The sequence below is a fragment of the Enterobacter sp. TCD1-1 genome (assembly GCF_020567405.1).
Classification (GTDB): domain Bacteria; phylum Pseudomonadota; class Gammaproteobacteria; order Enterobacterales; family Enterobacteriaceae; genus Enterobacter; species Enterobacter quasiroggenkampii.
Window position 1 is genome coordinate 1,577,137 of the sequence record NZ_JAJCXF010000001.1, and the last position, 24,608, is coordinate 1,601,744.

Annotated in this window: 20 protein-coding genes; 7 read left to right on the forward strand and 13 right to left on the reverse strand. The window is 57.7% G+C overall.

What is annotated here, in order from left to right; all coding sequences use genetic code 11:
• The first annotated feature begins 145 nt into the window (after positions 1-145).
• On the forward strand, positions 146-1,642 hold the full coding sequence (gene ansP, locus LJA86_RS07590) for an L-asparagine permease (protein ID WP_023618706.1): 1,497 nt from the start codon (positions 146-148) through the stop codon (positions 1,640-1,642).
• A 92-nt stretch (positions 1,643-1,734) separates the two neighbouring features.
• Here the strand turns inward: ansP and LJA86_RS07595 are convergent, their stop codons facing one another.
• Positions 1,735-2,796 (reverse strand): YncE family protein, encoded by a 1,062-nt coding sequence (locus LJA86_RS07595; protein ID WP_229225942.1) that lies wholly within the window; start codon positions 2,794-2,796, stop codon positions 1,735-1,737.
• Positions 2,797-3,038: 242 nt separating this feature from the next.
• On the opposite strand from LJA86_RS07595, the gene pqqU reads away from it, so the two are divergent.
• Positions 3,039-5,153, forward strand: coding sequence for a TonB-dependent receptor PqqU (gene pqqU / locus LJA86_RS07600; protein WP_045908826.1), 2,115 nt, complete (start codon positions 3,039-3,041; stop codon positions 5,151-5,153).
• 120 nt (positions 5,154-5,273) lie between these two features.
• Here pqqU and LJA86_RS07605 read toward each other — a convergent pair whose 3' ends face one another.
• The 3 genes from LJA86_RS07605 to LJA86_RS07615 all read right to left on the reverse strand — a co-directional run bounded on the left by LJA86_RS07605 (position 5,274) and on the right by LJA86_RS07615 (position 7,879).
• A complete protein-coding gene (locus tag LJA86_RS07605; protein WP_044596524.1) occupies positions 5,274-5,942 on the reverse strand; it encodes a GntR family transcriptional regulator in 669 nt (222 codons plus the stop codon).
• Between the two features lie 255 nt (positions 5,943-6,197).
• On the reverse strand, positions 6,198-7,238 hold the full coding sequence (locus LJA86_RS07610) for an NADP-dependent oxidoreductase (RefSeq protein ID WP_048223416.1): 1,041 nt from the start codon (positions 7,236-7,238) through the stop codon (positions 6,198-6,200).
• Positions 7,239-7,303: 65 nt separating this feature from the next.
• On the reverse strand, positions 7,304-7,879 hold the full coding sequence (locus tag LJA86_RS07615) for a helix-turn-helix domain-containing protein (RefSeq protein WP_008501301.1): 576 nt from the start codon (positions 7,877-7,879) through the stop codon (positions 7,304-7,306).
• A gap of 148 nt (positions 7,880-8,027) precedes the next feature.
• On the opposite strand from LJA86_RS07615, the gene LJA86_RS07620 reads away from it, so the two are divergent.
• Positions 8,028-8,546 carry a GNAT family N-acetyltransferase gene (locus LJA86_RS07620; RefSeq protein ID WP_023292298.1) on the forward strand — a complete coding sequence of 173 codons (519 nt, stop codon included), beginning with the start codon at positions 8,028-8,030 and terminating at the stop codon, positions 8,544-8,546.
• Positions 8,543-8,992 (forward strand): DMT family transporter, encoded by a 450-nt coding sequence (locus tag LJA86_RS07625; protein ID WP_048029829.1) that lies wholly within the window; start codon positions 8,543-8,545, stop codon positions 8,990-8,992. The genes LJA86_RS07620 and LJA86_RS07625 overlap by 4 nt, the downstream gene beginning before the upstream one ends.
• A 3-nt stretch (positions 8,993-8,995) precedes the next feature.
• Here LJA86_RS07625 and LJA86_RS07630 read toward each other — a convergent pair whose 3' ends face one another.
• Positions 8,996-9,229 carry a YdcY family protein gene (locus tag LJA86_RS07630; protein WP_008501298.1) on the reverse strand — a complete coding sequence of 78 codons (234 nt, stop codon included), beginning with the start codon at positions 9,227-9,229 and terminating at the stop codon, positions 8,996-8,998.
• A gap of 100 nt (positions 9,230-9,329) precedes the next feature.
• Complete coding sequence (locus LJA86_RS07635) at positions 9,330-10,928, reverse strand: ABC transporter substrate-binding protein (protein ID WP_229225943.1); 1,599 nt, start codon at positions 10,926-10,928, stop codon at positions 9,330-9,332.
• Positions 10,929-11,211: 283 nt separating this feature from the next.
• Between LJA86_RS07635 and LJA86_RS07640 the strand changes: the two genes are divergently transcribed.
• From LJA86_RS07640 to LJA86_RS07650, 3 genes are read left to right on the forward strand one after another with little or no spacing between them, the layout of a single operon-like run.
• Positions 11,212-12,561, forward strand: a complete 1,350-nt coding sequence (locus tag LJA86_RS07640) for an SrfA family protein (RefSeq protein WP_229225944.1) — start codon at positions 11,212-11,214, stop codon at positions 12,559-12,561.
• Between the two features lie 4 nt (positions 12,562-12,565).
• Entirely contained in the window at positions 12,566-15,547 is a 2,982-nt protein-coding gene (locus tag LJA86_RS07645) for a virulence factor SrfB (RefSeq protein WP_229225945.1), read from the forward strand.
• Positions 15,544-17,721 carry a virulence factor SrfC family protein gene (locus tag LJA86_RS07650; RefSeq protein WP_229225946.1) on the forward strand — a complete coding sequence of 726 codons (2,178 nt, stop codon included), beginning with the start codon at positions 15,544-15,546 and terminating at the stop codon, positions 17,719-17,721. The genes LJA86_RS07645 and LJA86_RS07650 overlap by 4 nt, the downstream gene beginning before the upstream one ends.
• A 71-nt stretch (positions 17,722-17,792) precedes the next feature.
• On the opposite strand, the gene LJA86_RS07655 is transcribed toward LJA86_RS07650, so the two are convergent.
• From LJA86_RS07655 to ydcS, 7 genes are all read right to left on the reverse strand, one after another.
• A complete protein-coding gene (locus LJA86_RS07655) occupies positions 17,793-18,548 on the reverse strand; it encodes an alpha/beta fold hydrolase (protein WP_229225947.1) in 756 nt (251 codons plus the stop codon).
• Between the two features lie 86 nt (positions 18,549-18,634).
• A complete protein-coding gene (locus LJA86_RS07660; protein WP_013096478.1) occupies positions 18,635-18,808 on the reverse strand; it encodes a GhoT/OrtT family toxin in 174 nt (57 codons plus the stop codon).
• Between the two features lie 182 nt (positions 18,809-18,990).
• A complete protein-coding gene (gene patD, locus LJA86_RS07665; RefSeq protein ID WP_229225948.1) occupies positions 18,991-20,415 on the reverse strand; it encodes an aminobutyraldehyde dehydrogenase in 1,425 nt (474 codons plus the stop codon).
• Between the two features lie 24 nt (positions 20,416-20,439).
• A complete protein-coding gene (locus LJA86_RS07670) occupies positions 20,440-21,246 on the reverse strand; it encodes an ABC transporter permease (RefSeq protein ID WP_023292290.1) in 807 nt (268 codons plus the stop codon).
• Positions 21,236-22,180, reverse strand: a complete 945-nt coding sequence (locus LJA86_RS07675) for an ABC transporter permease (protein ID WP_229225949.1) — start codon at positions 22,178-22,180, stop codon at positions 21,236-21,238. Before LJA86_RS07675 ends, LJA86_RS07670 begins: the two co-directional genes overlap by 11 nt.
• Position 22,181: 1 nt before the next feature.
• Entirely contained in the window at positions 22,182-23,195 is a 1,014-nt protein-coding gene (locus LJA86_RS07680) for an ABC transporter ATP-binding protein (protein WP_229225950.1), read from the reverse strand.
• Between the two features lie 17 nt (positions 23,196-23,212).
• Positions 23,213-24,358 carry a putative ABC transporter substrate-binding protein YdcS gene (gene ydcS / locus LJA86_RS07685; protein WP_024907240.1) on the reverse strand — a complete coding sequence of 382 codons (1,146 nt, stop codon included), beginning with the start codon at positions 24,356-24,358 and terminating at the stop codon, positions 23,213-23,215.
• Positions 24,359-24,608 lie beyond the last annotated feature (250 nt).

Here is a 24,608-nt window from a genome sequence, read left to right on the forward strand (position 1 = left end):
TAGGATGCCTCGCCATGTTTCGCCTTATCCATACGCAGAATGACTGGGGAGGCGACATGTGTTTGCGCAGAAGCAATCGTTTGTATTGCGCTCTGCCAGGCAGGACTATCACGATAATGGTTCAGACAGGCAAACAGGTAACTCAATGAAAACAAGCAATAAAAGCGCAGCCGATCATCATGCTGCTAAACGTCGCTGGTTGAACTCCCACGAAGAGGGCTACCACAAAGCGATGGGCAACCGTCAGGTTCAAATGATCGCCATCGGCGGCGCTATCGGAACGGGTCTGTTTTTAGGTGCTGGTGCACGCCTGCAGATGGCTGGCCCGGCTCTCGCCCTGGTCTATCTGGTGTGCGGGATCTTCTCTTTCTTCATTCTTCGTGCACTGGGCGAACTGGTACTGCATCGCCCTTCCAGCGGCAGCTTCGTCTCTTACGCCCGTGAATTCCTCGGTGAAAAAGCCGCTTACGTCGCGGGTTGGATGTACTTCGTCAACTGGGCGATGACCGGTATCGTCGATATCACCGCCGTTGCGCTGTATATGCACTACTGGGGCGCGTTTGGCGATGTGCCGCAGTGGGTCTTTGCGCTTGGCGCGCTGGCGATTGTCGGCACCATGAACATGATCGGCGTGAAGTGGTTCGCGGAGATGGAGTTCTGGTTTGCGCTGGTTAAAGTGCTGGCCATCGTGGTGTTCCTGGTCGTGGGTACCGTCTTCCTCGGCAGCGGTAAGCCGCTGGATGGCAATGCCACCGGCTTCCACCTGATAACCGATAACGGCGGATTCTTCCCGCACGGTCTGCTGCCTGCGCTGGTTCTGGTTCAGGGCGTCGTGTTCGCCTTCGCCTCCATCGAGCTGGTGGGTACCGCAGCAGGTGAATGTAAAGATCCGCAGACGATGGTGCCAAAAGCCATCAATAGCGTGATCTGGCGTATCGGTCTCTTCTACGTCGGTTCCGTGGTGCTGCTGGTGCTGCTGCTGCCGTGGAACGCCTACCAGGCGGGCCAGAGTCCGTTCGTGACCTTCTTCTCTAAGCTGGGTGTACCTTACGTGGGCAGCATCATGAACATCGTGGTGCTGACGGCGGCGCTCTCAAGCCTGAACTCCGGCCTCTACTCGACCGGCCGTATCCTGCGCTCCATGTCGATGGGCGGTTCTGCACCGAAGTTCATGTCCAGGATGAGCAAGCAGCACGTGCCGTACGCCGGTATTCTGGCGACGCTGGTGGTCTATGTCTTCGGCGTGTTCCTGAACTACCTCGTTCCGTCTCAGGTGTTCGAAATCGTTCTGAACGTGGCTGCACTCGGGATTATCGCATCCTGGGGCTTTATCGTGGTCTGCCAGATGCGTCTGCGCAAGGCGATTAAAGAAGGCAAAGCCGCTGACGTCAGCTTCAAGCTGCCTGGTGCGCCGGTAACGTCCTGGCTCACCCTGCTCTTCCTGTTCAGCGTGCTGGTGCTGATGGCGTTCGACTACCCGAACGGCACCTACACCATCGCGACCATTCCGCTGCTGGCCGTGCTGCTGATTGCGGGCTGGTTCGGCGTGCGTAAACGCGTTCATGAAATTCACAGCACCGCGCCGGTTCATCCTGATGATGAAAAACACGACGCGCCGCTGGTGGAAGAAACCTCGCGTTAATAAAAAAGCCGGGTGGCGGCTTCGCCTTACCCGGCCTACATTTCATTATTTTGTAGGCCCGGTAAGCGCAGCGCCACCGGGCAATTCCCATCTTACAGCGCGATACGAATCACGTCGTCAGGCTGGGTCGCTTCCTGCTGGCGGGTAGATTTTTGTTTCACCGTCACGTACAGGGTTTTGCCATCCGCAGAGAGCGCCAGGCTGTTCGGGTAGACCGGCGTGTCGAACGTTTTAGTCACCTTATACGTTTTCCCATCAATCACGCTCACCTTGCCGGCTTCACGGTGCGTCACGTAGGCTTCATTGCGGGCCGGGTTAAACAGGACCGCCAGGGATTCCGGCGCGGCGATTTTCTCGATCACGCTGCCGTCTTTCAGGCTCACCACCAGCACTTCCGGCTGTTTTGAATCGGTCAGGAACGCACGCTGACCGGCTGTGTCGAGGCTCAGGTTCAGGTAGAAGTGCTCTTTCCCGTCATCCTGCACTTTTTTACGGCTCAGGATTTTGTTCGTTGCCGTATCAATGGTTAACAGCTCGCCGTCTGCATTCGTGGTGTACAGACGTTTCGCCTGCGCATCCAGCGCCAGGCCGGTGCTGTAAGTACCGGTATTGGCAATGGTCTCTTTCAGCTTCAGCGTGGCGCCATCCACCACCCAAATCACGCTCTCTTTACCGACACCGGTGATGTAAATCGTGTTGCTTGCGTCATCCGCCACCAGCTGGCGCGGCTGCAGCGGTTTGACGGTTTCGCTGCGTTGACGCCCGTCCAGCACCAGTCGCCCTTTTACGTCACCCGTTTTTGCATCAATCGCGGTTACCGCGCCGTTGATCGTATTACCGAACCACAGCGTTTGGGTCGCGTTGTCAAAGGTGGCACCAAAGGGTTTGAGATCGCTATGGATCGCCTGCGTCACGTCCAGCGTGACCGGATCAAGACGGTAAACAATCCCGCCCTTGTCGGTTTTACGGCTTTGCGAGGTCGCCACCCACAGCGCATTCTCCTGCTGGCTCACGGCCATTTCATACGCCCCTTTACCCACCGCTTTACGCAGCACCTCTTCGGCGGCATGCACCTGGAACGTCCCGGCAAGCAGTAAAGTGGCAGACAGCAGTGACAGGCTCAGACGCGGCGAGCACAGATGACGTAAAGACATAACAATTCCTTTTCTGAAAAGTGGGGTTTGGGCTGACATCACTTCCGGCAGACAACGTCATGGCATTGCCTTTTGATAATGAGAATAGTAATCATTAATCAGATGAATGTGGAGTTTTTCTTTCCCCTCTCGCCTTTCATTAACGCAATGTGCGGTTATAGTTTTCAAAACATTTACAAAACCTTTAACATGTATGGACATGTTCCATTTGGTTCGTTTACATACCACAACCGGTTTTATTCATGAAAATCATTTCTGCCCGTAAGGCTTCTCTCCCGCTGCTGCTGGTTCCTGTTATTTTTGCGCCGCTCACCGCCATGAGCGCAGAGGAACAGACCATGATCGTCAGCGCCACGCCGCAAACCGTATCGGAACTCGATACCCCGGCAGCGGTCAGCGTCGTCAATGGCGATGATATGCGCCAGGCTGCCCCCCGCATCAACCTGTCTGAATCCCTTGGCAGCGTACCCGGGCTGCAAATTCAGAACCGTCAGAACTACGCCCAGGATCTCCAGCTGTCGATGCGCGGATTTGGCGCTCGCTCAACCTTCGGGGTGCGCGGTATCCGTATGTACGTCGACGGTATTCCAGCCACCATGCCGGACGGACAGGGCCAGACCTCCAACATCGACCTCTCCAGCGTGGAGAGCGTTGAAGTGCTGCGCGGCCCCTTCTCAGCCCTGTACGGCAACGCCTCCGGCGGCGTGATTAACATCAACACCCAGACCGGTCAGCAGCCGCCGACCATTGAGGCGAGCAGCTATTACGGCAGCTACGGTACCTGGCGCTATGGCATGAAAGCCACCGGCGCGATGGGTGATGGCACCCACGCGGGCGATGTGGATTACACCGTTTCCACCACCCGTTTCACCACCAAAGGCTACCGCGACCACAGCGGCGCGCGTAAGAATCTTGCCAACGCGAAGCTGGGCGTGCGCATTGATGACGTCAGCAAGCTGACGCTGATCTTCAACAGCGTGGACATGAAGGCCAACGATCCGGGTGGACTGAATTATCAGGAGTGGCGGGACAATCCGCGCCAGTCGCCGCGCGGCGATCAGTACAACACCCGCAAGACTATCAAGCAGACCCAGGCCGGTCTGCGCTACGATCGCCAACTCAGCACCCAGGACGACCTGAGCGTGATGATGTACGCCGGCGAGCGTGAAATGACGCAGTACCAGTCGATTCCGTATCAGCCGCAGCTAAAAGCCACTCACTCCGGCGGGGTGATTGATATGCAGCGCCACTATCAGGGCGTGGATACCCGCTGGACACACCGCGGCGAGCTGCTGGTGCCGGTGACCTTTACCACCGGTCTGAACTACGAAAACCTGAGTGAAGATCGTCGCGGCTACGAGAACTTCGTGATGAGCAATGGCGTGCCGGATTACGGCGTCAAAGGCGATAAACGTCGCGACGAACGCAACCTGATGTGGAACGTTGATCCTTATCTGCAGAGCAGCTGGCAGCTGACGCAGAAACTCTCTGTCGATGCGGGTGTTCGCTACAGTTCGGTCTGGTTTGATTCCAATGACCATTACGTTACGCCGGGCAACGGCGATGACAGCGGTGACGCGAGCTATCACAAATGGCTCCCGGCGGGCGCCGTGAAGTATGCGGTGACTGACGGGTGGAACCTCTACGCAGCCGCAGGGCGTGGGTTTGAAACGCCAACCATCAACGAACTCTCCTATCGTGCCGATAATCAGGGCGGTCTGAATATTGGCCTGAAGCCATCCACGAATAACACGTATGAAGTGGGCAGCAAAACCCGAATCGGCAACGGTCTGCTGACGGCGGCGTTGTTCCGCACCGATACGGATGACGAGATCGTGGTGGACTCCAGTTCCGGCGGCCGCACAACCTATAAAAATGCCGGGAAAACCCGCCGTCAGGGTGTGGAAGTTTCCCTGGATCAGCAGTTCGCGGAGAACTGGAAGCTGAAGATGGCGTGGACGTATCTGGATGCCACCTACCGGACTAACGTCTGCAGCGACGCAGACTGTAACGGTAACCGTATGCCGGGGATTGCGCGCAACATGGGCTTCGCTTCGTTTGGCTGGCAGCCGGAGGAAGGCTGGTACGCGGGCACGGACGTGCGTTACATGAGCGATATCATGGCTGACGACGAAAACACCGCGAAAGCGCCGTCTTATACGGTAGTCGGGCTGAATACCGGGTATAAGTTTAACTACGGCAACTGGGGAATGGACGTCTTTGGCCGCGTCGATAACCTGTTCGATAAAGAGTACGCGGGATCGGTTATTGTCAACGAGTCCAACGGTCGTTATTACGAGCCTGCACCAGGCCGTAACTATGGCGTCGGGCTGTCGGTCTCTTATCGCTTCGAGTAAGCAAAAAAGAAAAGTTTATTTTATAAATGAAATAACCCTCCTGATGGCAATAAGCCATCAGGAGTTATTCACCGGATAAATAATTAGCGGCGGTATATAGTCGCTCTGATAAATAATCTCTCAGTTAAAATATTGTCGCTGTAAAAGAGAATCCGCTTCATCAATCAACTTATCAATCGCCTTTTGGCTGGCCTCCACATCTCTCCGCTCAAGGGCTGAAAGAAGCTCGTCATAGTGATATGTTGCCGTTTTGATGTCGCTAAGCTCCTGGTGCAGATAGTTCATACAGGGGCCGATGCGGACCCATAGCTGTTCAATTAAGGCATTAAGCGTCGGCATTTCCGCATACTGATAAAGCGTAAACCTGAAGACACGATTCGCATGCAAGGCCTGCTGAACGTTTCCATTGCGCATAGCCTCATGGAAGGCCTCTGACATTTTGCGCAACGCCTCCAGCTTGCCGTCTGACATATTCTGGCATGCTGCGGCAACCGCCATTGGCTCAAGCTGTTTTCGGATGGCGTTAATCTCGTTATAACGCTCCAGCGTCACCTCAGGGACCAGAAAAGCCTGCGCTGGCGTGGCGTGAAGTGCGCCTGAGGAGACCAGACGCAGCAGCGCTTCGCGGACCGGCGTAATACTGGTGCCTAATTTATCAGCAATCTCTTTCGTAATCAGTCGTGCTCCTGGTTTGAGGGAGCCTGTAATTAACGCCCCTTTCAAACTGTGTTCAACCTGCATAGTAAGGCTAACCCTTTGGGCTTTTTCTAAGTGATCCAAATCAAGCATGTGGAATTCCTGTAGCTAAAACTTAATGCTATTTTTAAACGCCAGTTTTAATAAAACGGCGCCGGTACGATATATCCTGTATCGTCATGCCTGGTGGTGGGAAGTACGTAAAACAGCAAAAAAAGCAAACATCATTTTTTTTATCGTTTTCGGGCTCATCCGGGATGATGGCGCGAAAAACCGTGTCCAGTAATTAAAGACAATATATCGTATCTTCACAAATAAATATGGCGGGAAACCCCGCCATTGTACGCTTTATTTATTGTCACTCGCGACGCGAATCACGACTTTGCCGAAGTTTCGTCCTTCCAGCAGGCCAATCAGCGCCTCGGGAGCGTTTTCCAGCCCGTCCGTCACCTGTTCGCGATAGTGGATTTTCCCCTCCTGCACCCAGCGCCCCATCTCTTCCTGGAACTCATGAATGCGGTGTCCATAATCCTGGCCGATAATAAAACCCTGCATACGAATGCGTTTCTTGAGAAGGGTCGCCATCAGGAGCGGCAGGCGGTCCGGCCCGTCAGGCAGGCCCGTCGCGTTATAGCCGCTCACCAGGCCACACACCGGCACGCGCGCGGAGGTGTTCAGCAGGGGCAGCACGGCATCAAACACTTTCCCGCCGACGTTTTCATAATAGACATCAATACCGTTCGGACAGGCGTGTTTCAGCTGGTCGGCAAAATCCGCCGCATGGTGATCCAGACACAGGTCAAAGCCGAGAACCTCAACGGCATGACGGCATTTCTCTGGGCCACCGGCCACGCCGACCACCCGGCAACCTTTGATTTTACCGATCTGCCCTACTGTCGCGCCAACCGGGCCGGTCGCCGCAGCCACCACCAGCGTTTCACCCGCTTTCGGTTGCCCGATATCCAGCAGCCCCATATAGGCGGTAAAGCCCGGCATGCCCAGTACGCCCAGCGACCAGGAAGGATGAGACGGATTGTCGCCCAGCTTCACCAGGCCGCTGCCGTCCGAAAGTTCATACTCCTGCCAGCCGCTGTAGCCCAGCACCCATTCACCGGCTTTGAAGTCGGGATGGTTTGACTGCTCAACGCGGCTGACCGTTCCCCCCACCATCACCGCACCGAGCTCAACCGGCGGTGAATAGGATGGCGCGTCGCTCATGCGACCCCGCATATAAGGATCCAGCGACAGCCAGACGGTACGAAGCAGAAGCTGCCCCGCACCCGGTTCCGGAACAGGCTGCGTTTCCAGACGAAAATTTTCCGCGACCGGTGCGCCCTGTGGACGAGAGGCCAGCACCCAGCGGCGGTTATGCGAAACAGAGTGATTCATCAGGATCTCCTTCTGGTACAAATGTCATTACAGCCTGGCTCACGTTCAGCGTTATCGCATTAGCATTACGAGCCAGACTGATTGAGGCGTACAACCAGATAGATGCAGGTTTCATTCGTCTCGTTGATGAACCGGCAGTCATTAGGCGGCCCCAGCTCAAGACAGTCTCCGGCGTGCATCTCGTGGCGGGTGTCGCCCTCCTGAAACACCAGCTCACCGGACTGCAGCCAGATAAGCTGACGCGCCAGCGCGTAAGAAGAGGCCGGCATCGGAACGTCGCTTCCCGCAGGCAGTTCCACCTGAACCAGGTCGATGGGCAGATCGGTACGGGGAGAAACATGGCGGCGGAGGTAGTGCGTCTGCGGATCGCGCCAGACGGGCTGGTTTGCCAGGCGCAGCAGCTTACCCTCCTGCATTTCGGCCCGGGCAATCAGCGTTGACATGCTGATGCCAAACGCGCCCGACAGGCGGGCAAGCAAGGTGGCTGTCGGGCTACTGTCCCCGCGCTCTATCTTATGGATCATGGCGCGGGAGACCCCTGCCCGGTCCGCCAGCTCGCTCAGGGACCATCCGCGAGACTCGCGTTCAAGGCGAATTCTTGCGCTAATCCGTTGATTCATTGTGTCTGTTATGGTGTTCATGACGTCATACTATAGTGTATGAACGGCATTTCAATGGGCTTTTGATAACAAAAAAATATGGCTTATGCCGTAGCGATCGGGCGATACAGTTGTGTAATATCGTAGCGATAACGTAATACTATAGTGAACAACACACAGAGGCTTCATCATGATCGTTCGTCATGCCTGCAAAGAAGACTGCGCTGCGATAGGCGAGATTTACAACCACGCGGTGCTGCACACTGCCGCGATCTGGAACGATAAAACCGTCGATACCGATAACCGAATCGCATGGTTTGAGGCGCGCTCGCTTGCGGGCTACCCGGTTCTGGTAAGTGAAGAGGACGGCGTAATCACCGGCTACGCCTCTTTCGGCGACTGGCGCGCCTTTGACGGCTTCCGTCATACGGTTGAGCACTCGGTCTATGTCCACCCGGCCCATCAGGGCAAAGGGATTGGCCGCACGCTGATGAAGGCGCTGATTAACGAGGCCCGCGCCATTGGGAAACACGTGATGGTGGCCGGCATTGAAGCGCAAAACCATGCCTCGATTCATCTCCATGAAACGCTCGGCTTTGTGACGACCGGACAAATGCCGCAGGTGGGAACCAAGTTTGGCCGCTGGCTGGACTTAACCTTTATGCAGCTGCAGCTGGACGAGCGCAGTGATCCGGACGCGATCCCATGAATCAGTCACTGACGCTGGCGTTTCTGGTCGCGGCGGGCATCGGTCTGGTGGTGCAGAACACTCTGATGGTGCGTATCACCCAGTCCTCCTCCACCATTCTCATCGCGATGCTGCTGAATTCGCTGGTCGGCATCGTGCTTTTTGTCACTATTCTGCTGCTGAAACAGGGCGTGGCCGGGTTCAGCGAGCTGGCCGCGACGGTGCGCTGGTGGACGCTTATCCCGGGGCTGCTGGGGTCGTTTTTCGTGTTTGCCAGCATCAGCGGCTATCAGAATGTTGGCGCGGCGACGACCATCGCCGTGCTGGTCGCAAGCCAGCTGATTGGCGGGCTGGTGCTGGACGTGCTGAGGAGCCATGGCATCCCGCTGCGCGCCCTGATCGGCCCGGTGTGCGGCGCGGTGATGCTGGTGGTCGGGGCCTGGCTGGTGGCGCGACGCCAGTTTTGATGATTACAGTATGGTGCCGCCTTTCGTCAGCTGTTCCTCACGCGCGTCCATCTCCTCTTTATGCTGCTTACCGTGGTGCGAAATCGCGGTGCGCAGACGCTGCTGCTGGGTGTAGCGATCTTCACGGCTGAGCTCTGCATCATCGCTTAATTCAATCAGCAGCTCGTTCATGTGGGTAATGACGCTCTCTTCGATGGCGGCATCGACGCGGGCGATAACTTCGTTTAAATGTGACATTGTCACTCCTTGTTATGTGCCCGGTGGCTCTACGCTTACCGGGCCTACGGGTGCCAAATGTAGGCCGGGTAAGGCGTAGCCGCCACCCGGCTAAAAAGGCTTAGTTCAGCTTCGCTTTCGAGAAATCGCTGCCCATCAGGCTTACGCTGTACCCGGTCACATTGCTGCGGGTCGCGTAGAACGTTTTCCCGTTGGCCAGCGCGATCCACGGCGCCTGCTGGTAGAAAATCTCCTGCGCCTGGCCATAGAGCTTGGCGCGCTCAGCCGGGCTGCTGGTCAGCTTCGCTTTTTGCACCAGACCATCATACCCCTTATCGCACCAGCGCGCCGCGTTTGAGCCGGTTTTAATGCTGTTGCAGCCGAGCAGCACATCGGCAAAGTTGTCCGGGTCGCCGTTGTCGGACATCCAGCCAAACAGCGCGGAGTCATGTTCGCCTTTACGCATTCCGGAGAGATATTCGCCCCACTCGTAGGAGACAATTTTGGCCTTCACGCCGACTTTTGCCCAGTCGCTCTGGATCATCTCCGCGATACGACGCGAGTTCGGGTTATACGGACGCTGCACCGGCATTGACCACAGCGTGACTTCCGCGCCCTTCTCCAGACCCGCCTGCTTCAGCAGGGCTTTCGCTTTTTCAGGATCGTAGCTGTAGTCCTTCAGGTCTTTATTGAAGCCCAGCATATTTGGCGGGATCGGCGATTTTGCCACCGTGCCCGACCCCATAAACACCGCATTAACGATGGCCTTCTTGTCGGTCGCGTAGTTGAGCGCCTGACGCACCAGCACGTTATCAAACGGTTTTTTCTCGGTGTTAAACGCCAGATAACCGACGTTCAGCGCATCGACGGCGTGCAGCGTCAGGTCTTTGTTGTTCTTGATGGCGTCAAACTGAACCGGGGATGGCGCAGGAATGATCTGGCACTCGTTGGTCTGCAGCTTCGCCAGGCGGGTTTCCACATTTGGCGTAATGGAGAAGATGAGATGCTTCGTCGGCACCTCGCCCTCCCAGTAGTTCGGGTTCGCGACGTAGCGGATCAGCGAATCCACTTTGTACTGCTGCAGCACGTAAGGCCCGGTGCCAATCGGCCAGGTGTCCACGTTCTCAGGCGTGCCTTTTTTCAGCATTGCGTCGGCGTATTCAGCGGAGAGAATCGAGGCGAAATCCATCCCCCAGTCGGCCAGAAACGCGGCGTTGGGTTCGCTGAGGGTGAACTGGACGTGATAATCATCGACCTTTTTAACGTCCTGGATCAGTTTATCGAGACCGACATCATTAAAGTACTCGTAGTTGCCCTGCGACACGTTGTGGTACGGGTGTTTAGGGTCTTTCTGACGCATGACCGAGAAAATAACGTCATCGGCATTAAAGTCGCGCGTCGGTTTGAAGTATTTGTTGCTGTTGAACTTCACCCCTTTACGCAGGGTAAAGGTATAGGTCTTGCCGTCCGGGGAGATTGTCCAGGACTCCGCCAGCGACGGCACCGGGGTGTTTTTCACCGGGTCGAAATTGATCAGACGGTTATACAGCACCTGAGAGCTGGCCACAAAAGACGGGCCAGAGCTGGCGATTTGTGGGTTGAAGGACTCGGGGGAGGCTTCTGAACAGTAAATAAGGGTGTCGTTGTTTGCCGCCCATGCGGCACCGGCTGGTAACAGCGCGCTCAGCGCAAGGGCGAGCAGTGTTTTCCCTGTAGACATGGTTATAACCCTGACAGTTTTATTATATAGGACAGTAATAACAGCACAGGCGTTTTGACCTGGCAAATAACGAAACACTATCAGGTTATTCTAAAGCCGCGGTTTTTGCTGTTTTAACCGCCAGCACCCAGAAAGACGATTTGTCTTAAGTGCCATTATTCGTCAAGCACAACCGTCACTTTCTATGCCGCAAGAAATCGGCGCTTTTAGCGTCTCTTCCTCCGTTTGTTTGCTTCCTCGTTTCGTTAAAGTAATGGTGTGAAGAAGTATATGGGATCAAATCGTGGCAAAAACTCTTTTACGCAGCGGTAATCTGGATGATTTTCAGGCCGTTGGCGGCGGCGGACAAGCCGTTTTCGAATCAGCGTTGCAAATCCGGGAAGCGCTCCGTTTGCGCAAACAACAGGCCATCGTCGACTGTCTGGCGATTCCTCAGGTCAACGACAGTGGCGACCGCGTGGACTGGTATTCCCCGGTTGAAGGGAGCGTAATCAGCTGGAAAGCGGCCGATGAAGATGACCGCTATCGCGCCCTGCGCTATCTGGAAAACACGCTCGCCAGTGTCGAGTCATTAAGCAAGAAATGCCTGCAGTCGCCTAAAACCGCGCAACAGCTTTTTGGCTCTCTGCTGTCAAAGGCGTTTCAGTTTCCGGGCGAAAACTTCCTCTTCCTGGTAGACGGAAAGCCGGTCATCAGCTTCTGGGGGTTTGTAAACCTGAACGAGAACGCGCGCGACGATGTCCTCGACTGCCTGCGTGAATCGCTGATCCCTGAGCCAGCCCCCGTTGTGATTGACGATCCTGAACCCGAGCCTGAGCCAGAGCCGGTGATGACCTTTGAGCATGCTGACGAGCCGCTGATCGCCCCATCCACGGTGGTGCGTATTACGCCGGAGGAGCTGTATGAGCCCGAACCGGCCCCCGCCGTTGCACAACCTGTTCAGGCGCCTGCTCCGGCGAACGTCGTGAAAAAGCGCCGCGTTCCCCTGTGGACCCTGCCGGTTGCCGCCGTGATCGTCGCCGCCATTGCCGCCCCGCTGCTGTGGCCAAAACAGGCACCTTCCGCTGAGCCCGCCCCGGCACCCACACCTGAACCTGTGGAGATTGCGCCAAAACCGATCAAAGCGGTTGAGCCGCTGGCGATGAAGCTACCGCTGCATCAGGCGGAGGTCGTGGCCAGCAAAGAAAAAGAAGCAGCTCCGGCCACTCCTGCGCCACAGCCCGCTCCGGTGGTGATTGTCGCCATCCCGAAAGACGCCATGGTGATGGAAGCGAATCAGGTAAAAGCGGGATCGACGCGCTTCCTGAACGGCACCTGGCGCGCCATCCTCGATGTGAAAGATCCAGTTACCGGCAAGCCGCCGTCGCTGCGCTATCAGATCCAGAACAATAAAGGTTTCGCCCGCGTTGTCCATGGTGACAACATTGTCTGCCGCGCGGAGGTCTTTTCCGGGCTGCACAGCAATGGCGAGCTGATGATTAAGAGTCGCGGCACTGCCCGCTGCACCGACGGTTCCCGCTACCCGATGCCGGAAATAGCCTGTAAAGCAGGCACCAGCGATATCGCAGAATGTCGCGCCCGTTATGATGCCAACACCGTCGTCCCACTGACGTTCAAGAAAGCAGGTGCCTGATCTTATGCTGGTAAATCTTTGCGACTATAAACAAAGCGTCACGCTTATTGCCAACAGCGGCGTGCAGTTCCTCGATTTCGGTCTGACGCCGCAGGACTCCGCCAGCAACGGGCGCTTCGTACGTAAAACCGCGAACGGCCCGCTTTTGCGCCTCGATTTCGACCTGGTCAACGGTCGCTATACCCTGCCCGGCATGAATGGCGGGCAGCCAGAAGTGGTCAAACCGGAAACCACTATCCCGCTGCATCAGTCGCTGGCGGTACTGGATGGCGTCTGGCTTCCGGTTCCGTTCCTGCGCTTCAACCCACCACGGACTTTTGTTGAAGGGCCGGATAACTGGGCGCGCGTTCAGGTGCGCAAGCTTGACACCCCGGACACGGCAGGCAATACACACCGCGTCACGCTCGCGCTTGACAGCCAGATTGCCGACCATGCCACGTCCGCGCTCTCTCCGGTGGAAAACGATATTCTGAACGGGACCCGCTTCGCGCTGGCGTGGCGCGATAACGAGGTAGACAGTTTCCTCGATCAGACCTGGATTGACGGCTGGCTGCGCGAGGCGTTTACCCAGTATGCCGACGGCGTTGAGAACCGCTCTGAACGCGACCTGCAGCAGGCGATGCGCAGTTTTGAATATCAGGCCCACTGGCTTAACCTGCTGACCATGCTCGGTGAACAGCTCACCGTACCGGAAGTGAAATTTGTCACCCATACGCTCAGCACGCCAGCCATTCCGGTCGACCTGATCCTCGACGTGGGTAACACCCACACCTGCGGCGTCATTATTGAAGACCACGGCGATGCGAACGATGGGCTGCGTCAGACCGCCGAGCTGCAGGTTCGCTCGCTCAGCGAGCCGCAGTTCCTGAACGAGCCGCTGTTCACCAGCCGTCTCGAGTTTTCAGAAGCGCGTTTTGGCAAGCAGCACTTCTCGGTGGAAAGCGGTCGCGAAGACGCCTTTGTCTGGCCGTCGATTGTCCGCGTCGGCGATGAGGCCCGCAAGCTGGCGATGCAGCGTCTGGGAACCGAAGGCAACAGCGGTATCTCCAGCCCGCGTCGCTACCTGTGGGATGAAACCCCGGTCGTGCAGGACTGGCGCTTTAGCCAGATGAACAGCAAGACCCAGCGTGAACCGCTTGCCACCGCGTTCCCGCTGATGAACCTGATGAACGATGACGGCGAGCCGCTCTTCACGCTGCCGCAGGACGAGCGCCTGCCGGTCTTCTCGCCGCAGTACAGCCGCAGCACCCTGATGACCCATATGCTGTGCGAGCTGCTGGCACAGGCGCTGGGGCAGATCAACAGCGTCGCCACGCGCCTGCGTCTGGGCTTCCCTGCCTCGCCGCGCCAGCTGCGCACGCTGATCCTGACGCTGCCCTCCGCCATGCCAAAGCAGGAGCGCGAGATCTTCCGTCGCCGCATGTTTGAAGCCATCGCGATTGTCTGGAAAGCGATGGGATGGCACCCGCAGGATGAGGATTTTGTCACCCGCAAACAGCAGGAAAAAAGCGTGGTGCCGGTACCTGAAATCCAGATGGAGTGGGATGAAGCCAGCTGCGGTCAGCTGGTCTGGCTGTATAACGAAGCCATCTCCCGCTTTGGCGGCCAGACCGAAGCCTTCTTCGCCTCCCTTGCCCGCCCGGACCGTGAGCCTGAGCCGGGTAGCCAGCCGGGACGCGCGTTGCGCGTCGCGTCCATCGACATCGGCGGCGGCACAACGGATATGGCGATCACCCATTACCAGCTGGACGACGGTTCCGGCAATAACGTCAAAATCACCCCGCAGCTGCTGTTCCGCGAAGGGTTTAAGGTCGCGGGCGACGATACGCTTCTGGACGTGATTCAGCGCTACGTGTTGCCCGCTCTGCAAACGCAGCTGCAGAAATCCGGTATCGCGGATGCCTCGCTGCTGATGGCCTCGCTGTTCGGTGACTCCGGGCGCATTGATACCCAGGCCGTACTGCGCCAGCAAACGGCGCTGCAGCTCTTTATGCCGATTGGCCATGCCATTCTTGCCGGATGGGAATCCAGCGACGTTGACGATCCGCTGGCCGGTCTGCATGCCACCTTTGGCGATCTGCTTCCGCAGAAGCCGACCCGCAACGTGATGAACTATCTGCAGCAGGCGATCGATCATGCCCTGCCTGCGGGTTCAGACGCTTTCGATCTTTTCGCCGTGCCGCTGCATGTGAATTTCCGCGAAATGCAGGATGCGATGCTGGCCGGGCAGTTTACGCTGGCCTCCCCGCTCCACGCGGTATGTGAGGCGATCTCCCATTACAGCTGCGACATTCTGCTGATCACCGGACGCCCGGGCTGCCTGCCTGGGGTTCAGGCGCTCATTCGTCACCTGCAGCCGGTACCGGTCAACCGCATCGTCTGGCTGGATAAATACCAGGTACATGAGTGGTATCCGTTCAGTCAGCAAGGGCGCATTGGCAACCCGAAATCGACCGCTGCCGTGGGGGCCATGCTCTGCAGCCTGGCGCTTGACCTGCGTCTGCCGCGCTTCAACTTTAAAGCCGCGGACATTGGCGCGTATTCCACCGTGCGCTATCTGGGTGTGCTGGATAACACCGTCAATACCCTGCGCGAGGAAAACGTCTGGTATCAGGATATCGATCTTGATAAACCCGGCGCGAAGCTTGATGCGCGTCTGCACTTCCCGCTGCGCGGTAACGTGACTCTCGGCTTCCGTCAGTTGGCAAACGCGCGCTGGCCGGCCACGCCGCTCTACACGCTCAGCATTAACTCGGCCGAACTGGCAAAAGCGATTGCCGGCGACGGCGTGCTGAACATGCGGCTCAAGCTCTGCGGCGGCGGCAAGCAGGAAGGTCCGGAGGCGTTCGAGCTGAGCGATGCCTGGCTGCAGGACGGCACGCCGGTGGCGCCTGACGCATTAACTTTCAAACTGAATACCCTGGCCGATCGCCGACACAGCGGTAGCCACTACTGGATCGACAGCGGGAGCGTATACCTGAAATGACAGCGACCACGAACACCACTCAGGCCTTAATCGGGTGGATTAACGAGACGCGCCTGACCGCCCCTGTGCTGGATAACGATGCCGACGCCCTGCTTGCTCGCATCAACGCGGTGCAGGCGCGGGAGCAGGCCATTGAACGCGCCATGACCCGCCTGAGCAGCATTGGGCTTTACGGCCATTCGCAGAGCGCGAAAGCGCACCTGCTGTTGTCGCTGTGCGGCAGCGGCAATGGACGCCTGAACGTGACGCCAGGCCAGCGCACCTTTGACTATTTTTCGCATATCAATCCGGGACATGCCCTGACCAATATGGCCGTCCGCTTCACCCGGGAAATCCCGGAAGCGCTTGACGAGGCGTTTCCGCTGCGCCTGAGCCTGGTCACCGAGGCCGAGCTGGTACAGCTGTTTATTGCCCGCACGACGCTTCATCCGCAGATGCGCGCGGTGGATAAGGCGGTCATCGAGACACGTCTGGAGAAATGGCGCGGCCTGCGCCAGCCGCAGGGCGTGCCCGGCATCACCGCTCATGAAGTGGGGGCAATTGCCCGTTTCTGGCAGAGCACGGTACCCGCCGCGAAACAGCAGATTGATGATGCCCTGTGGCATGAGTTTGCCCAACTGGTGCCTTCACTCGATCTCAGCACGCGAGCCAGCGTCTGGTCGCTGCTCTGGGGCGAACAGCAGGAACTGACACAGCAGTGGTTAAACCTGGCCCATGTGCTGCATCAGACCAGCCATGCCAGCGAGCTTGCGGCCCCTCTTAGCCTGCTGGTGGACAGCTTTGGGCTGCCGGGTGAAGGGTTCCTGACGCACGACGGCTCGATAGCGCTTCAGCATGCACAGGAGACGCTTCTCCATCCGCTGAACAACGGTGAAATGCTTAACGCCATCAGCCTCCCGGTCGATGTGCTGGCCTTCCTGACCCGCGAACTGGTGCTGCCGGTTGAGAGCGGCGCGCTGGATAATGTTGATATCATTGATATCCCGGTGTTTGAAGAGCACCATGCCGATCCGCTACGCCAGGCGAAATCCCAGTGGCTGCTTGAGCACTATCGCCAACAGCTCCAGCCGGATGTGCTGGTCATTTGCAACGCGACGGCGCAGCACGAACAGACGGCCAAAAAAGCAAAAGTGTTAATGAACTGGGTCAGGGAGACGCAGCCTGCCGAAGAATCAGCCCTGCCGGGGCTGGTGTGGGCGATCACCCCGCATGACGCCCGCTTTACCACCCGGCAGAACCTCGACGAAGCCGTACAGCATCTGCTCGGAAAGCCGGGCTTGCGCTGGGGCACCCTCCAGGCCCTGGACAGCCACAGCATGCAGCGCGTCATTGAGTGGCTGTCTCAGGCCACGTTGCCCGCGCAGCGACAGAAACGTCTCGGCACGCTGAAAAATGCGCTGCTTCAGGAGCTCTCGGCGCTGATGCAAAGCTATCTGGCACCGCTGGTTGAGGAACCGGGTACCCGACGCGCTCAGGCAGAAAACATGGTGCGCATGCTGCAAAGCAGTGCCGCCCGCCACGGCGAGCTGCTTGAAGGCCTGCTGCCGCCGCTGAAGGCCTTTGAAACGCTGCTGGCCGTTCAGCAGCCGCGCGAGGAGCAGGTTAACGGGCTGTTTACGGATACCATTGACCTGTTTGCTGATAATGCCCAGGAAAGCGCAGGCCTGTTCCAGACCAAAGACAAAGCGCGTCTGGCGCACAGAGTATGGATAAATCATCTGCGCCAGTGGAGCCGCAACGAGGCGACCGCCGCCCGTCTTGGGCTGGATCCTGTGGTGTTACAGCAAATCGCGGATGTACTGGTCGTCACCAGCTACCGGCTGAATCTGCCTCAACATCTGCAGCGAATTGTCGAAGCAGACAAAAGTAGCGCTGCGCAACTGCATGCCGTGATGGGCAATTTCGTTGGCTGGCTGGGTTACGACCAGACGCCCGTGGCGACGCGTCCGGCAAGCCGCATCCGTAAGGGCCATGCCATCTTCGTCACGCCGGTGGTCAGCAGCGCCGAACCTCGCCTGACGCGCCTGGGAGAACAGCCGGTCCATGCGGCTACCGCATATGTTTACGACTGGCTGGTCGCACTCTATAGCCGCGCGATAGAGAACATTGATTACCAGCACCCGCATGATGTTCAGCCTGACGCACGTCAGGCACTACGGGCTTTAATAAAGTAGCCGCCCTTCTTGCCGGGTGGCGCTGCGCTTACCCGGCCTACATTTCGCAACGATGATACATTGCACAATAATCACATCGTCATACATTCGGCTAAGGCCCGCGCCAGCGCAGAGGGGTTTTCCCAGGACATTGAGTGCCCCGCCGCAGGAATAATTTTCACCTCAACGCCCTTCTGCTGGAGATTTTCCACATCGTCATCCGGCAGAGAGAGCTCGCCAAAAATCAACGTTACCGGGCAAGGGAGTGACAGGAACTGCGCTTCCCATTCCGGTTCAACGCCCGCCACCAGGCCAGATGCACCGCGCCAGACGGCATAAGCGGCATTGCTCTGCAGGCATCCCGCCCACGCTGTTTTTTCTGCGCTAAGCATGGCGTCATATCCGTGCTCCAGAAACTGTCGCTCGGATTGCGCCGCTATAGACCGGCTGAACATGCCCCCACCCGCGTGAAAATTGGGCTCTGACACCATCAGTCCCTTCACGCGCGTTGCCAGCAGCTCTGCCGTTTCGATAGCAATACTGCCGCCCATGCTGTGGCCGTATAACCAGAAGGAATCCAGTTTAAGATGGTCAATCAGTTCCGCGACAACGTGCGCCTGGTCAGTGGTTTTATAGCTGTAGTGCTCAGGCTTATCGCTGTAGCCGCTGCCGGGCAAGTCGATGAGAATCGCTCTGCGCGCGCCAAAAAGCGGGTCACAAACGACGCGGGGATATTCATAGGAAGAGGCGCAGCCCAGCCCGTGAATGAACACCACGGGATCGCCGGTACCGGGCAAGTCGTGCCAGCGCACGGTGCAACCGGCCTGCTGCGAGTAAAAACTGTTCATAAGCACTCCTTTTATGATGCACTGTGTATTTATACAGTCATCAAGTCAGGAATGCTATGTTCATCTTTTAAAACTGGAAGCGTGCTTCAGAAAAGCGAGACCAGCAGCGCAACGGGAAAGCTCATTGGCCAGGTTGACCCCACCAGGAAAGCGCTGAGCAGGCGGATACGTTTGCGGTCTTTAGAGAGGAACCAGGTGATTAATGCGCAGATGGAAGCCATGATTGCGTAAAAAACCAACATCTTTTGATACAACGTCATTCTGTATACCAGAGCCGAAAAAATAACCGCACGCAATATGCGTCATATGTTGACACAGATCAAGTTTTTTCGTTACAGAATAACCACTTAAAAATTACGGCTAATAACAATTGAGTATCTTACGTAACACGTGTGGCGGGCAAGGAGAACGCCTGGCCGCGCAAGCGGCCAGGCTGAGCGGATCAGTGTTTGATCATCACATGCCTGACGACCGTATAATCTTCAAGCCCGTAGACCGACATATCTTTCCCGTAGCCCGATAATTTCATGCCGCCGTGCGGCATTTCGCTCACCAGCATAAAATGGGTATTCACCCAGGTGCAGCCGTACTGCAGGCGCGCGCTCAGGCGATGGGCGCGCCCCACGTCTTTGGTCCAGACCGATGACGCCAGGCCGTATTGCGAATCGTTCGCCCAGGCCAGCACCTGCGCCTCGTCATCAAACTCAGTGACGCTCACCACCGGGCCAAACACCTCGCGTTGAACGATGGCATCGTCCTGTTTTGCCCCCGCCAGCAGGGTTGGCTGGAAGTAGTAGCCCGCCCCCTCTTTTTTGCTCCCGCCGGTGACAACCCGGATATGGCCGAGCGTTTTCGCCTCATCGACGGCCTGGCAGACGCGTGAAAAATGGGCGGCCGAGCTGAGCGGACCGAGTTCGGTAGACTCGTCCTCCGGGGCACCCATTTTAAGACTGGCAACCGCGGCGCCCAGCTTTTCCACCAGTTGAGCATAAATTCCCTTCTGGGCATAAATGCGGCAGGCCGCCGTACAGTCCTGTCCGGCATTGTAGAAACCAAACGTCCGCACCCCTTCAACCACCGCATCGAGGTCGGCATCATCAAACACGATCACCGGCGCTTTGCCACCCAGCTCCATATGGGTGCGTTTAATCGAGGACGCCGTATGGCCGATGATATGTTCCCCGGTCGCAATCGAACCGGTTAGCGAAACCATGCGGACCTTCTCGTGTCCGGTGAGCGGGTCGCCGACCGTTTTGCCCCGACCAAACAGCACGTTCAGTACGCCCGCCGGGAAGATATCTTTTGCCAGCTCTGCCAGCTTCAGCGCGGTCAGGGGCGTGATCTCTGAGGGCTTAATCACCACGCAGTTCCCTGCTGCCAGCGCGGGGGCCAGCTTCCAGGCTGCCATCATCAGCGGGTAGTTCCACGGCGCGATAGAGGCCACCACGCCCACCGGGTCACGGCGAATCATTGACGTGTGGCCGTCAAGGTACTCGCCCGCTGCCAGACCGTTCAGGCAGCGAGCGGCCCCGGCAAAAAAACGGAAAACGTCGACCACCGCCGGAATTTCATCCCCCAGCGCGCAGTGCAGCGGCTTGCCGCAGTTGAGGGACTCGAGCCGGGCAAACGCCTCGCCGTGCGCTTCAATCGCATCCGCCAGCCTCAGCAGGCACTCGGCGCGGGTTTTCGGTGTCGTTTGTCCCCACGCCGCAAAAGCACGGTCAGCAGCCAGCACCGCCGCGTCTACCTGGGCCGCAGACGCCTCAGCAATCTCCAGCAGTACCTCTCCGGTGGCCGGGTTATAAACCGGCTGTTTTTCACCTTCTCCGGCAACCAGCTCACCGTTTATCAGCAGATGTTTTTGCATAGCATTTTCCTGTTGAATTCACTGTTATTTCCCGCTGCCGGCAATGTTTTCGCCGTCGCGGGTTAGCCACCAGGCTCCCAGAATGGGGATAGTTGTCACCAGCATCACCAGCAGAGCTACGACGTTGGTGACGGGCACGTCGCGTGGACGCCCGAGCTGGTTGAGCAACCACAGCGGTAACGTGCGCTCGTGTCCCGCCGTAAATGTTGTGACGATTATCTCGTCAAACGACAGGGCAAACGCCAGCATTCCCCCGGCCAGCAGCGCGGAACCCAGATTGGGCAGCACCACGTAGCGAAAGGTTTGCCACCCGTCAGCCCCGAGATCCATCGACGCTTCCACCAGGCTCCAGGAGGTGCGTCTGAACCGGGCAATCACGTTGTTAAACACCACCACCACGCAGAAGGTGGCGTGTCCGACAACGATGGTGAAAAACCCCGGCTCAAGATTGATCGTTTTGAAAGCCGTCAGCAGCGCCAGACCGGTGATGATCCCCGGTAACGCAATCGGTAACAGCAGCAGCAGAGAGATCGCATTCTTGCCAAAAAACGCGCTTCGCCACAGCGCTGCTGCAGCAAGCGTGCCAAGCACAAGGGCAATGGCGGTGGAAAGCGCGGCAATTTGAAGTGACAACGTCACGGATTCGATAATATCGCCGCGCCCCGCCGCCACGCTAAACCATTTCAGCGTCAGCCCCTGTGGCGGAAAGCTGAAGGCGGCGTCTTCGGTGTTGAAGGCATAGGTCGCGATAATCAGCAGCGGGAAGTGCAGGAAGATGACGCCTCCCCACGCTGCCACTTTCAGGAACAGCGGTGCGCGTTCAGAGTGCATCGAATGCTCCCAGACGTTTCACGAACGCCAGATAAAGAGAAATCAGCACGATGGGAACCAGCGTGAACGCGGCGGCCATTGGCATATTGCCGATAGCGCCCTGCTGCGAGTAGACCATGTTACCGATGAAATAGCCCGGCGGGCCGACCAACTGAGGAACGATGAAGTCCCCCAACGTCAGGGAAAACGTGAAAATGGACCCCGCCGCAATGCCCGGTATGGCCAGCGGCAGAACGACATAACGGAACGTCTGATGGGGGCGCGCGCCGAGGTCGGCTGAGGCCTGCAGTAGCGAGGCCGGCAGGCGCTCCAGCGCCGCCTGGACGGGCAGGATCATAAACGGCAGCCAGATATAGACGAACACCAGAAACCGTCCCAGCCCGGAGGTGGACAAGGTGTTACCGCCCACTGCCGGGAGCGTCAGGATTGAGGTCAGAATCGGCTCCAGTCCGAGATGACTGAGAAACCACTGGGCCACGCCGTCCTTCGCCAGCAGCAACGTCCAGGCGTAGGCTTTGACGATATAGCTCGCCCACATTGGCAGCATCACGGCGATATAGAAGAAAGCCTTCCACTTGCCGCTGGTGTATCGCGCCATGTACCAGGCCATCGGGAATGCGAGGATGGCGCTGGCAATGGTCACCGCAATCGCCATCGTTAACGTGCGCAGGATGATGTCGTAGTTTGCCGGGTTGAAGAGCGCCTGAATATTCGCCAGCGTCAGATCCGGCGTGACCGCCATGGTGAAATCGTCGAAGGTGTAAAACCCCTGCCACAGCAGCGTCAGCAACGATCCTAAATAGACGATGCCAAACCACATCAATGGCGCAAGCAGAAGCAGGAACAGGCCGAGCGACGGTTTACGCCAGAACAGTGCGGTCATGCGGCTTAAGCGGCCGCGCGGGGCGGGAGGATGCGCGACACTCATATCCATTTCACCTCTCCTCGTGAAGGCGGATCATCGCGTCGCGTGACCATGACGCCATGACCGCCTGCCCTAGCGCAATGCCGCTCAGCGGCGAGACGTCACTGAAGTTAGCCTGACTCACCAGCAGTTTGGCGCCATCGGCGAGTTTCAGCTCCAGACGCGTGGCAGCCCCCTGATACTGAACGGCCTGCACGACGCCCTGAACCTGAACGTCACCCTGTTCATTAAGGCGAATATGTTCAGGGCGCAGGGAAAAGGTGCCCTCCATCCCGCAAAGTGTCTGCGCAAGGCCCGCATCAAAAACGTTAGAGGTGCCAACAAAACCGGCGACAAACGGCGTGCGCGGACGCATGTAAAGATCGCGAGGGGTATCCACCTGCTCGATGCGCCCGTTATTGAACACCGCCACCCGGTCCGACATGGAAAGGGCCTCGCCCTGATCGTGGGTGACAAAAATAAAGGTGATGCCGAGTTCCTGCTGAAGCTTCTTCAGCTCGAACTGCATCTGTTCCCGCAGCTTGAGATCGAGCGCCCCTAAAGGCTCATCCAGCAGCAGGACGCGCGGTTCATTCACCAGCGCGCGGGCAATGGCGACACGCTGACGCTGGCCGCCGGAAAGTTGCGAAGGTTTGCGGGCGATGGCAAAGCTCAGGCCCACTTTTTCCAGGGCATCACGGGCCTGGGCATGGCGTTTTTTCTTGTCGACGCCTTTGACCATCAGCCCGTAGGCAACATTGTCGAGGATCGACATATGCGGGAACAGCGCGTAGTCCTGAAACACGGTGTTCACATCCCGCTCCCAGGGGGGCAGTTCGCTCGCCTCTTTACCGAAGATAGAAATCGTCCCGCCTGACAGCTGTTCAAAACCGGCGATCAGACGCAGGCAGGTGGTTTTGCCGGAGCCCGAAGGCCCCAGCATGGAGAAAAACTCACCGTCACGAATCGCAATGGTGACCCCATCCACCGCCCGGACGTCGCCGTACAGGCGGGAAACATTGTTAAACTCGACTGCGTACGTCATGTTCTGCTCCCGGGCAATTAACGACCGCCCATGATGGCGATGTAATCCTGCGTCCAGCGGCTGTAAGGGACAAATTTGCCGCCTTCTGCGATGGGGGTTTTCCAGAACATGATTTTGTCGAACTCATTATAACCGTTTGTTTCGCAGCCTTTATCGCCCAGCAGCGTGCTGGCTTTACACCCTTCCGGAACCACAGGCAGGGAACCAAACCATGCAGCCAGATCGCCCTGCACTTTCGGCGTCAGCGACCAGTTCATCCATTTGTAGGCGCACATCGGGTGTTTAGCTTGTGCGTGGAGCATGGTGGTGTCCGCCCAGCCTGTCACCCCCTCTTTCGGGAAGACGGTGGCAATGGGCTGGTTCTCGGCCTTCAGCGCATTCGCCTGATACGGCCAGGCGCTGGAGGCCACGACGCCTTCGTTTTTGAAGTCGCTCATCTGGACGGTGGTGTCGTGCCAGTAGCGGTGGATCAGGGCATGCTGGTCGCGAAGCACCTTAAGCACGGCGGCATACTGTGCTTCGGTGAGCTGGTACGGGTCTTTAATACCCAGCTGCGGCTGCGTGGCTTTAACGAACAGCGCGGCATCGGCGATGTAAATCGGGCCGTCATACGCCTGCACGCGTCCCTGATTGGTTTTACCGTCCGGCAGATCCTGTTTAGTAAAGACCACGCTCCAGCTGTCCGGCGGCGTCGGGAAGGTTTTGGTGTTGTACATCAGCAGGTTTGGCCCCCACTGGTACGGCGTGCCGTAGACCTTGCCCCCGACGTTAAACCATTCCCCTTTCACAATCCTTTCGTCGAGGGTTTTCCAGTTGGGGATAAGATCGGGGTTAATCGGCTGGACGCGTTTGCCCATGATCAGCCGCAGGGAGGCATCACCTGAGGCGGTCACCAGATCGTATCCCCCTTTCGCCATCAGGCTGACCATTTCATCCGACGTGGCTGCCGTTTTGACGTTGACCGCACACCCGGTCTCTTTTTCAAACTGGGTGACCCAGTCGTAGTTTTTATCCGTCTGCCCCCGCTCGATGTATCCCGGCCAGGCGATAATATCCAGTCGACCTTCCCCGTCGCCAATGGCCTTGGGGGGTTCTGCGGCTTGCGCTGTCATGATGGTCATGCCGAGCGCACACAGGCTGCTGCGGGCAAAATTTTTGCTCATAAGAGTTACTCCTGTCGCAATGAAATTTAGCGGCAGCCGTGCCGTAAAAATATCTCCCTTATTAAACGTAGACCGCGCAAATGCGCCGCACCGTACGGCTTCAGGAAATTTCATCAAGGTGTGACCGAGGGCGCATTCCCCGTTAACTGGATTATAGACAAGGAGTTAGGCGCGAGAGACGGTATGCAGATTTCCTATGACAGGTCACCACGAAATATTCGCAGTGCCGTCATCAGGATAAGAATTGATT

Excerpts from the sequence above, each read along its gene's own strand:
- ansP (WP_023618706.1), top strand. The coding sequence starts at position 146 with ATGAAAACAAGCAATAAAAGCGCAGCCGATCATCATGCTGCTAAACGT.
- LJA86_RS07595 (WP_229225942.1), bottom strand. The coding sequence starts at position 2,796 with ATGTCTTTACGTCATCTGTGCTCGCCGCGTCTGAGCCTGTCACTGCTG.
- pqqU (WP_045908826.1), top strand. The coding sequence starts at position 3,039 with ATGAAAATCATTTCTGCCCGTAAGGCTTCTCTCCCGCTGCTGCTGGTT.
- LJA86_RS07605 (WP_044596524.1), bottom strand. The coding sequence starts at position 5,942 with ATGCTTGATTTGGATCACTTAGAAAAAGCCCAAAGGGTTAGCCTTACT.
- LJA86_RS07610 (WP_048223416.1), bottom strand. The coding sequence starts at position 7,238 with ATGAATCACTCTGTTTCGCATAACCGCCGCTGGGTGCTGGCCTCTCGT.
- LJA86_RS07615 (WP_008501301.1), bottom strand. The coding sequence starts at position 7,879 with ATGAACACCATAACAGACACAATGAATCAACGGATTAGCGCAAGAATT.
- LJA86_RS07620 (WP_023292298.1), top strand. The coding sequence starts at position 8,028 with ATGATCGTTCGTCATGCCTGCAAAGAAGACTGCGCTGCGATAGGCGAG.
- LJA86_RS07625 (WP_048029829.1), top strand. The coding sequence starts at position 8,543 with ATGAATCAGTCACTGACGCTGGCGTTTCTGGTCGCGGCGGGCATCGGT.
- LJA86_RS07630 (WP_008501298.1), bottom strand. The coding sequence starts at position 9,229 with ATGTCACATTTAAACGAAGTTATCGCCCGCGTCGATGCCGCCATCGAA.
- LJA86_RS07635 (WP_229225943.1), bottom strand. The coding sequence starts at position 10,928 with ATGTCTACAGGGAAAACACTGCTCGCCCTTGCGCTGAGCGCGCTGTTA.
- LJA86_RS07645 (WP_229225945.1), top strand. The coding sequence starts at position 12,566 with ATGCTGGTAAATCTTTGCGACTATAAACAAAGCGTCACGCTTATTGCC.
- LJA86_RS07650 (WP_229225946.1), top strand. The coding sequence starts at position 15,544 with ATGACAGCGACCACGAACACCACTCAGGCCTTAATCGGGTGGATTAAC.
- LJA86_RS07655 (WP_229225947.1), bottom strand. The coding sequence starts at position 18,548 with ATGAACAGTTTTTACTCGCAGCAGGCCGGTTGCACCGTGCGCTGGCAC.
- LJA86_RS07660 (WP_013096478.1), bottom strand. The coding sequence starts at position 18,808 with ATGACGTTGTATCAAAAGATGTTGGTTTTTTACGCAATCATGGCTTCC.
- patD (WP_229225948.1), bottom strand. The coding sequence starts at position 20,415 with ATGCAAAAACATCTGCTGATAAACGGTGAGCTGGTTGCCGGAGAAGGT.
- LJA86_RS07670 (WP_023292290.1), bottom strand. The coding sequence starts at position 21,246 with ATGCACTCTGAACGCGCACCGCTGTTCCTGAAAGTGGCAGCGTGGGGA.
- LJA86_RS07675 (WP_229225949.1), bottom strand. The coding sequence starts at position 22,180 with ATGGATATGAGTGTCGCGCATCCTCCCGCCCCGCGCGGCCGCTTAAGC.
- LJA86_RS07680 (WP_229225950.1), bottom strand. The coding sequence starts at position 23,195 with ATGACGTACGCAGTCGAGTTTAACAATGTTTCCCGCCTGTACGGCGAC.
- ydcS (WP_024907240.1), bottom strand. The coding sequence starts at position 24,358 with ATGAGCAAAAATTTTGCCCGCAGCAGCCTGTGTGCGCTCGGCATGACC.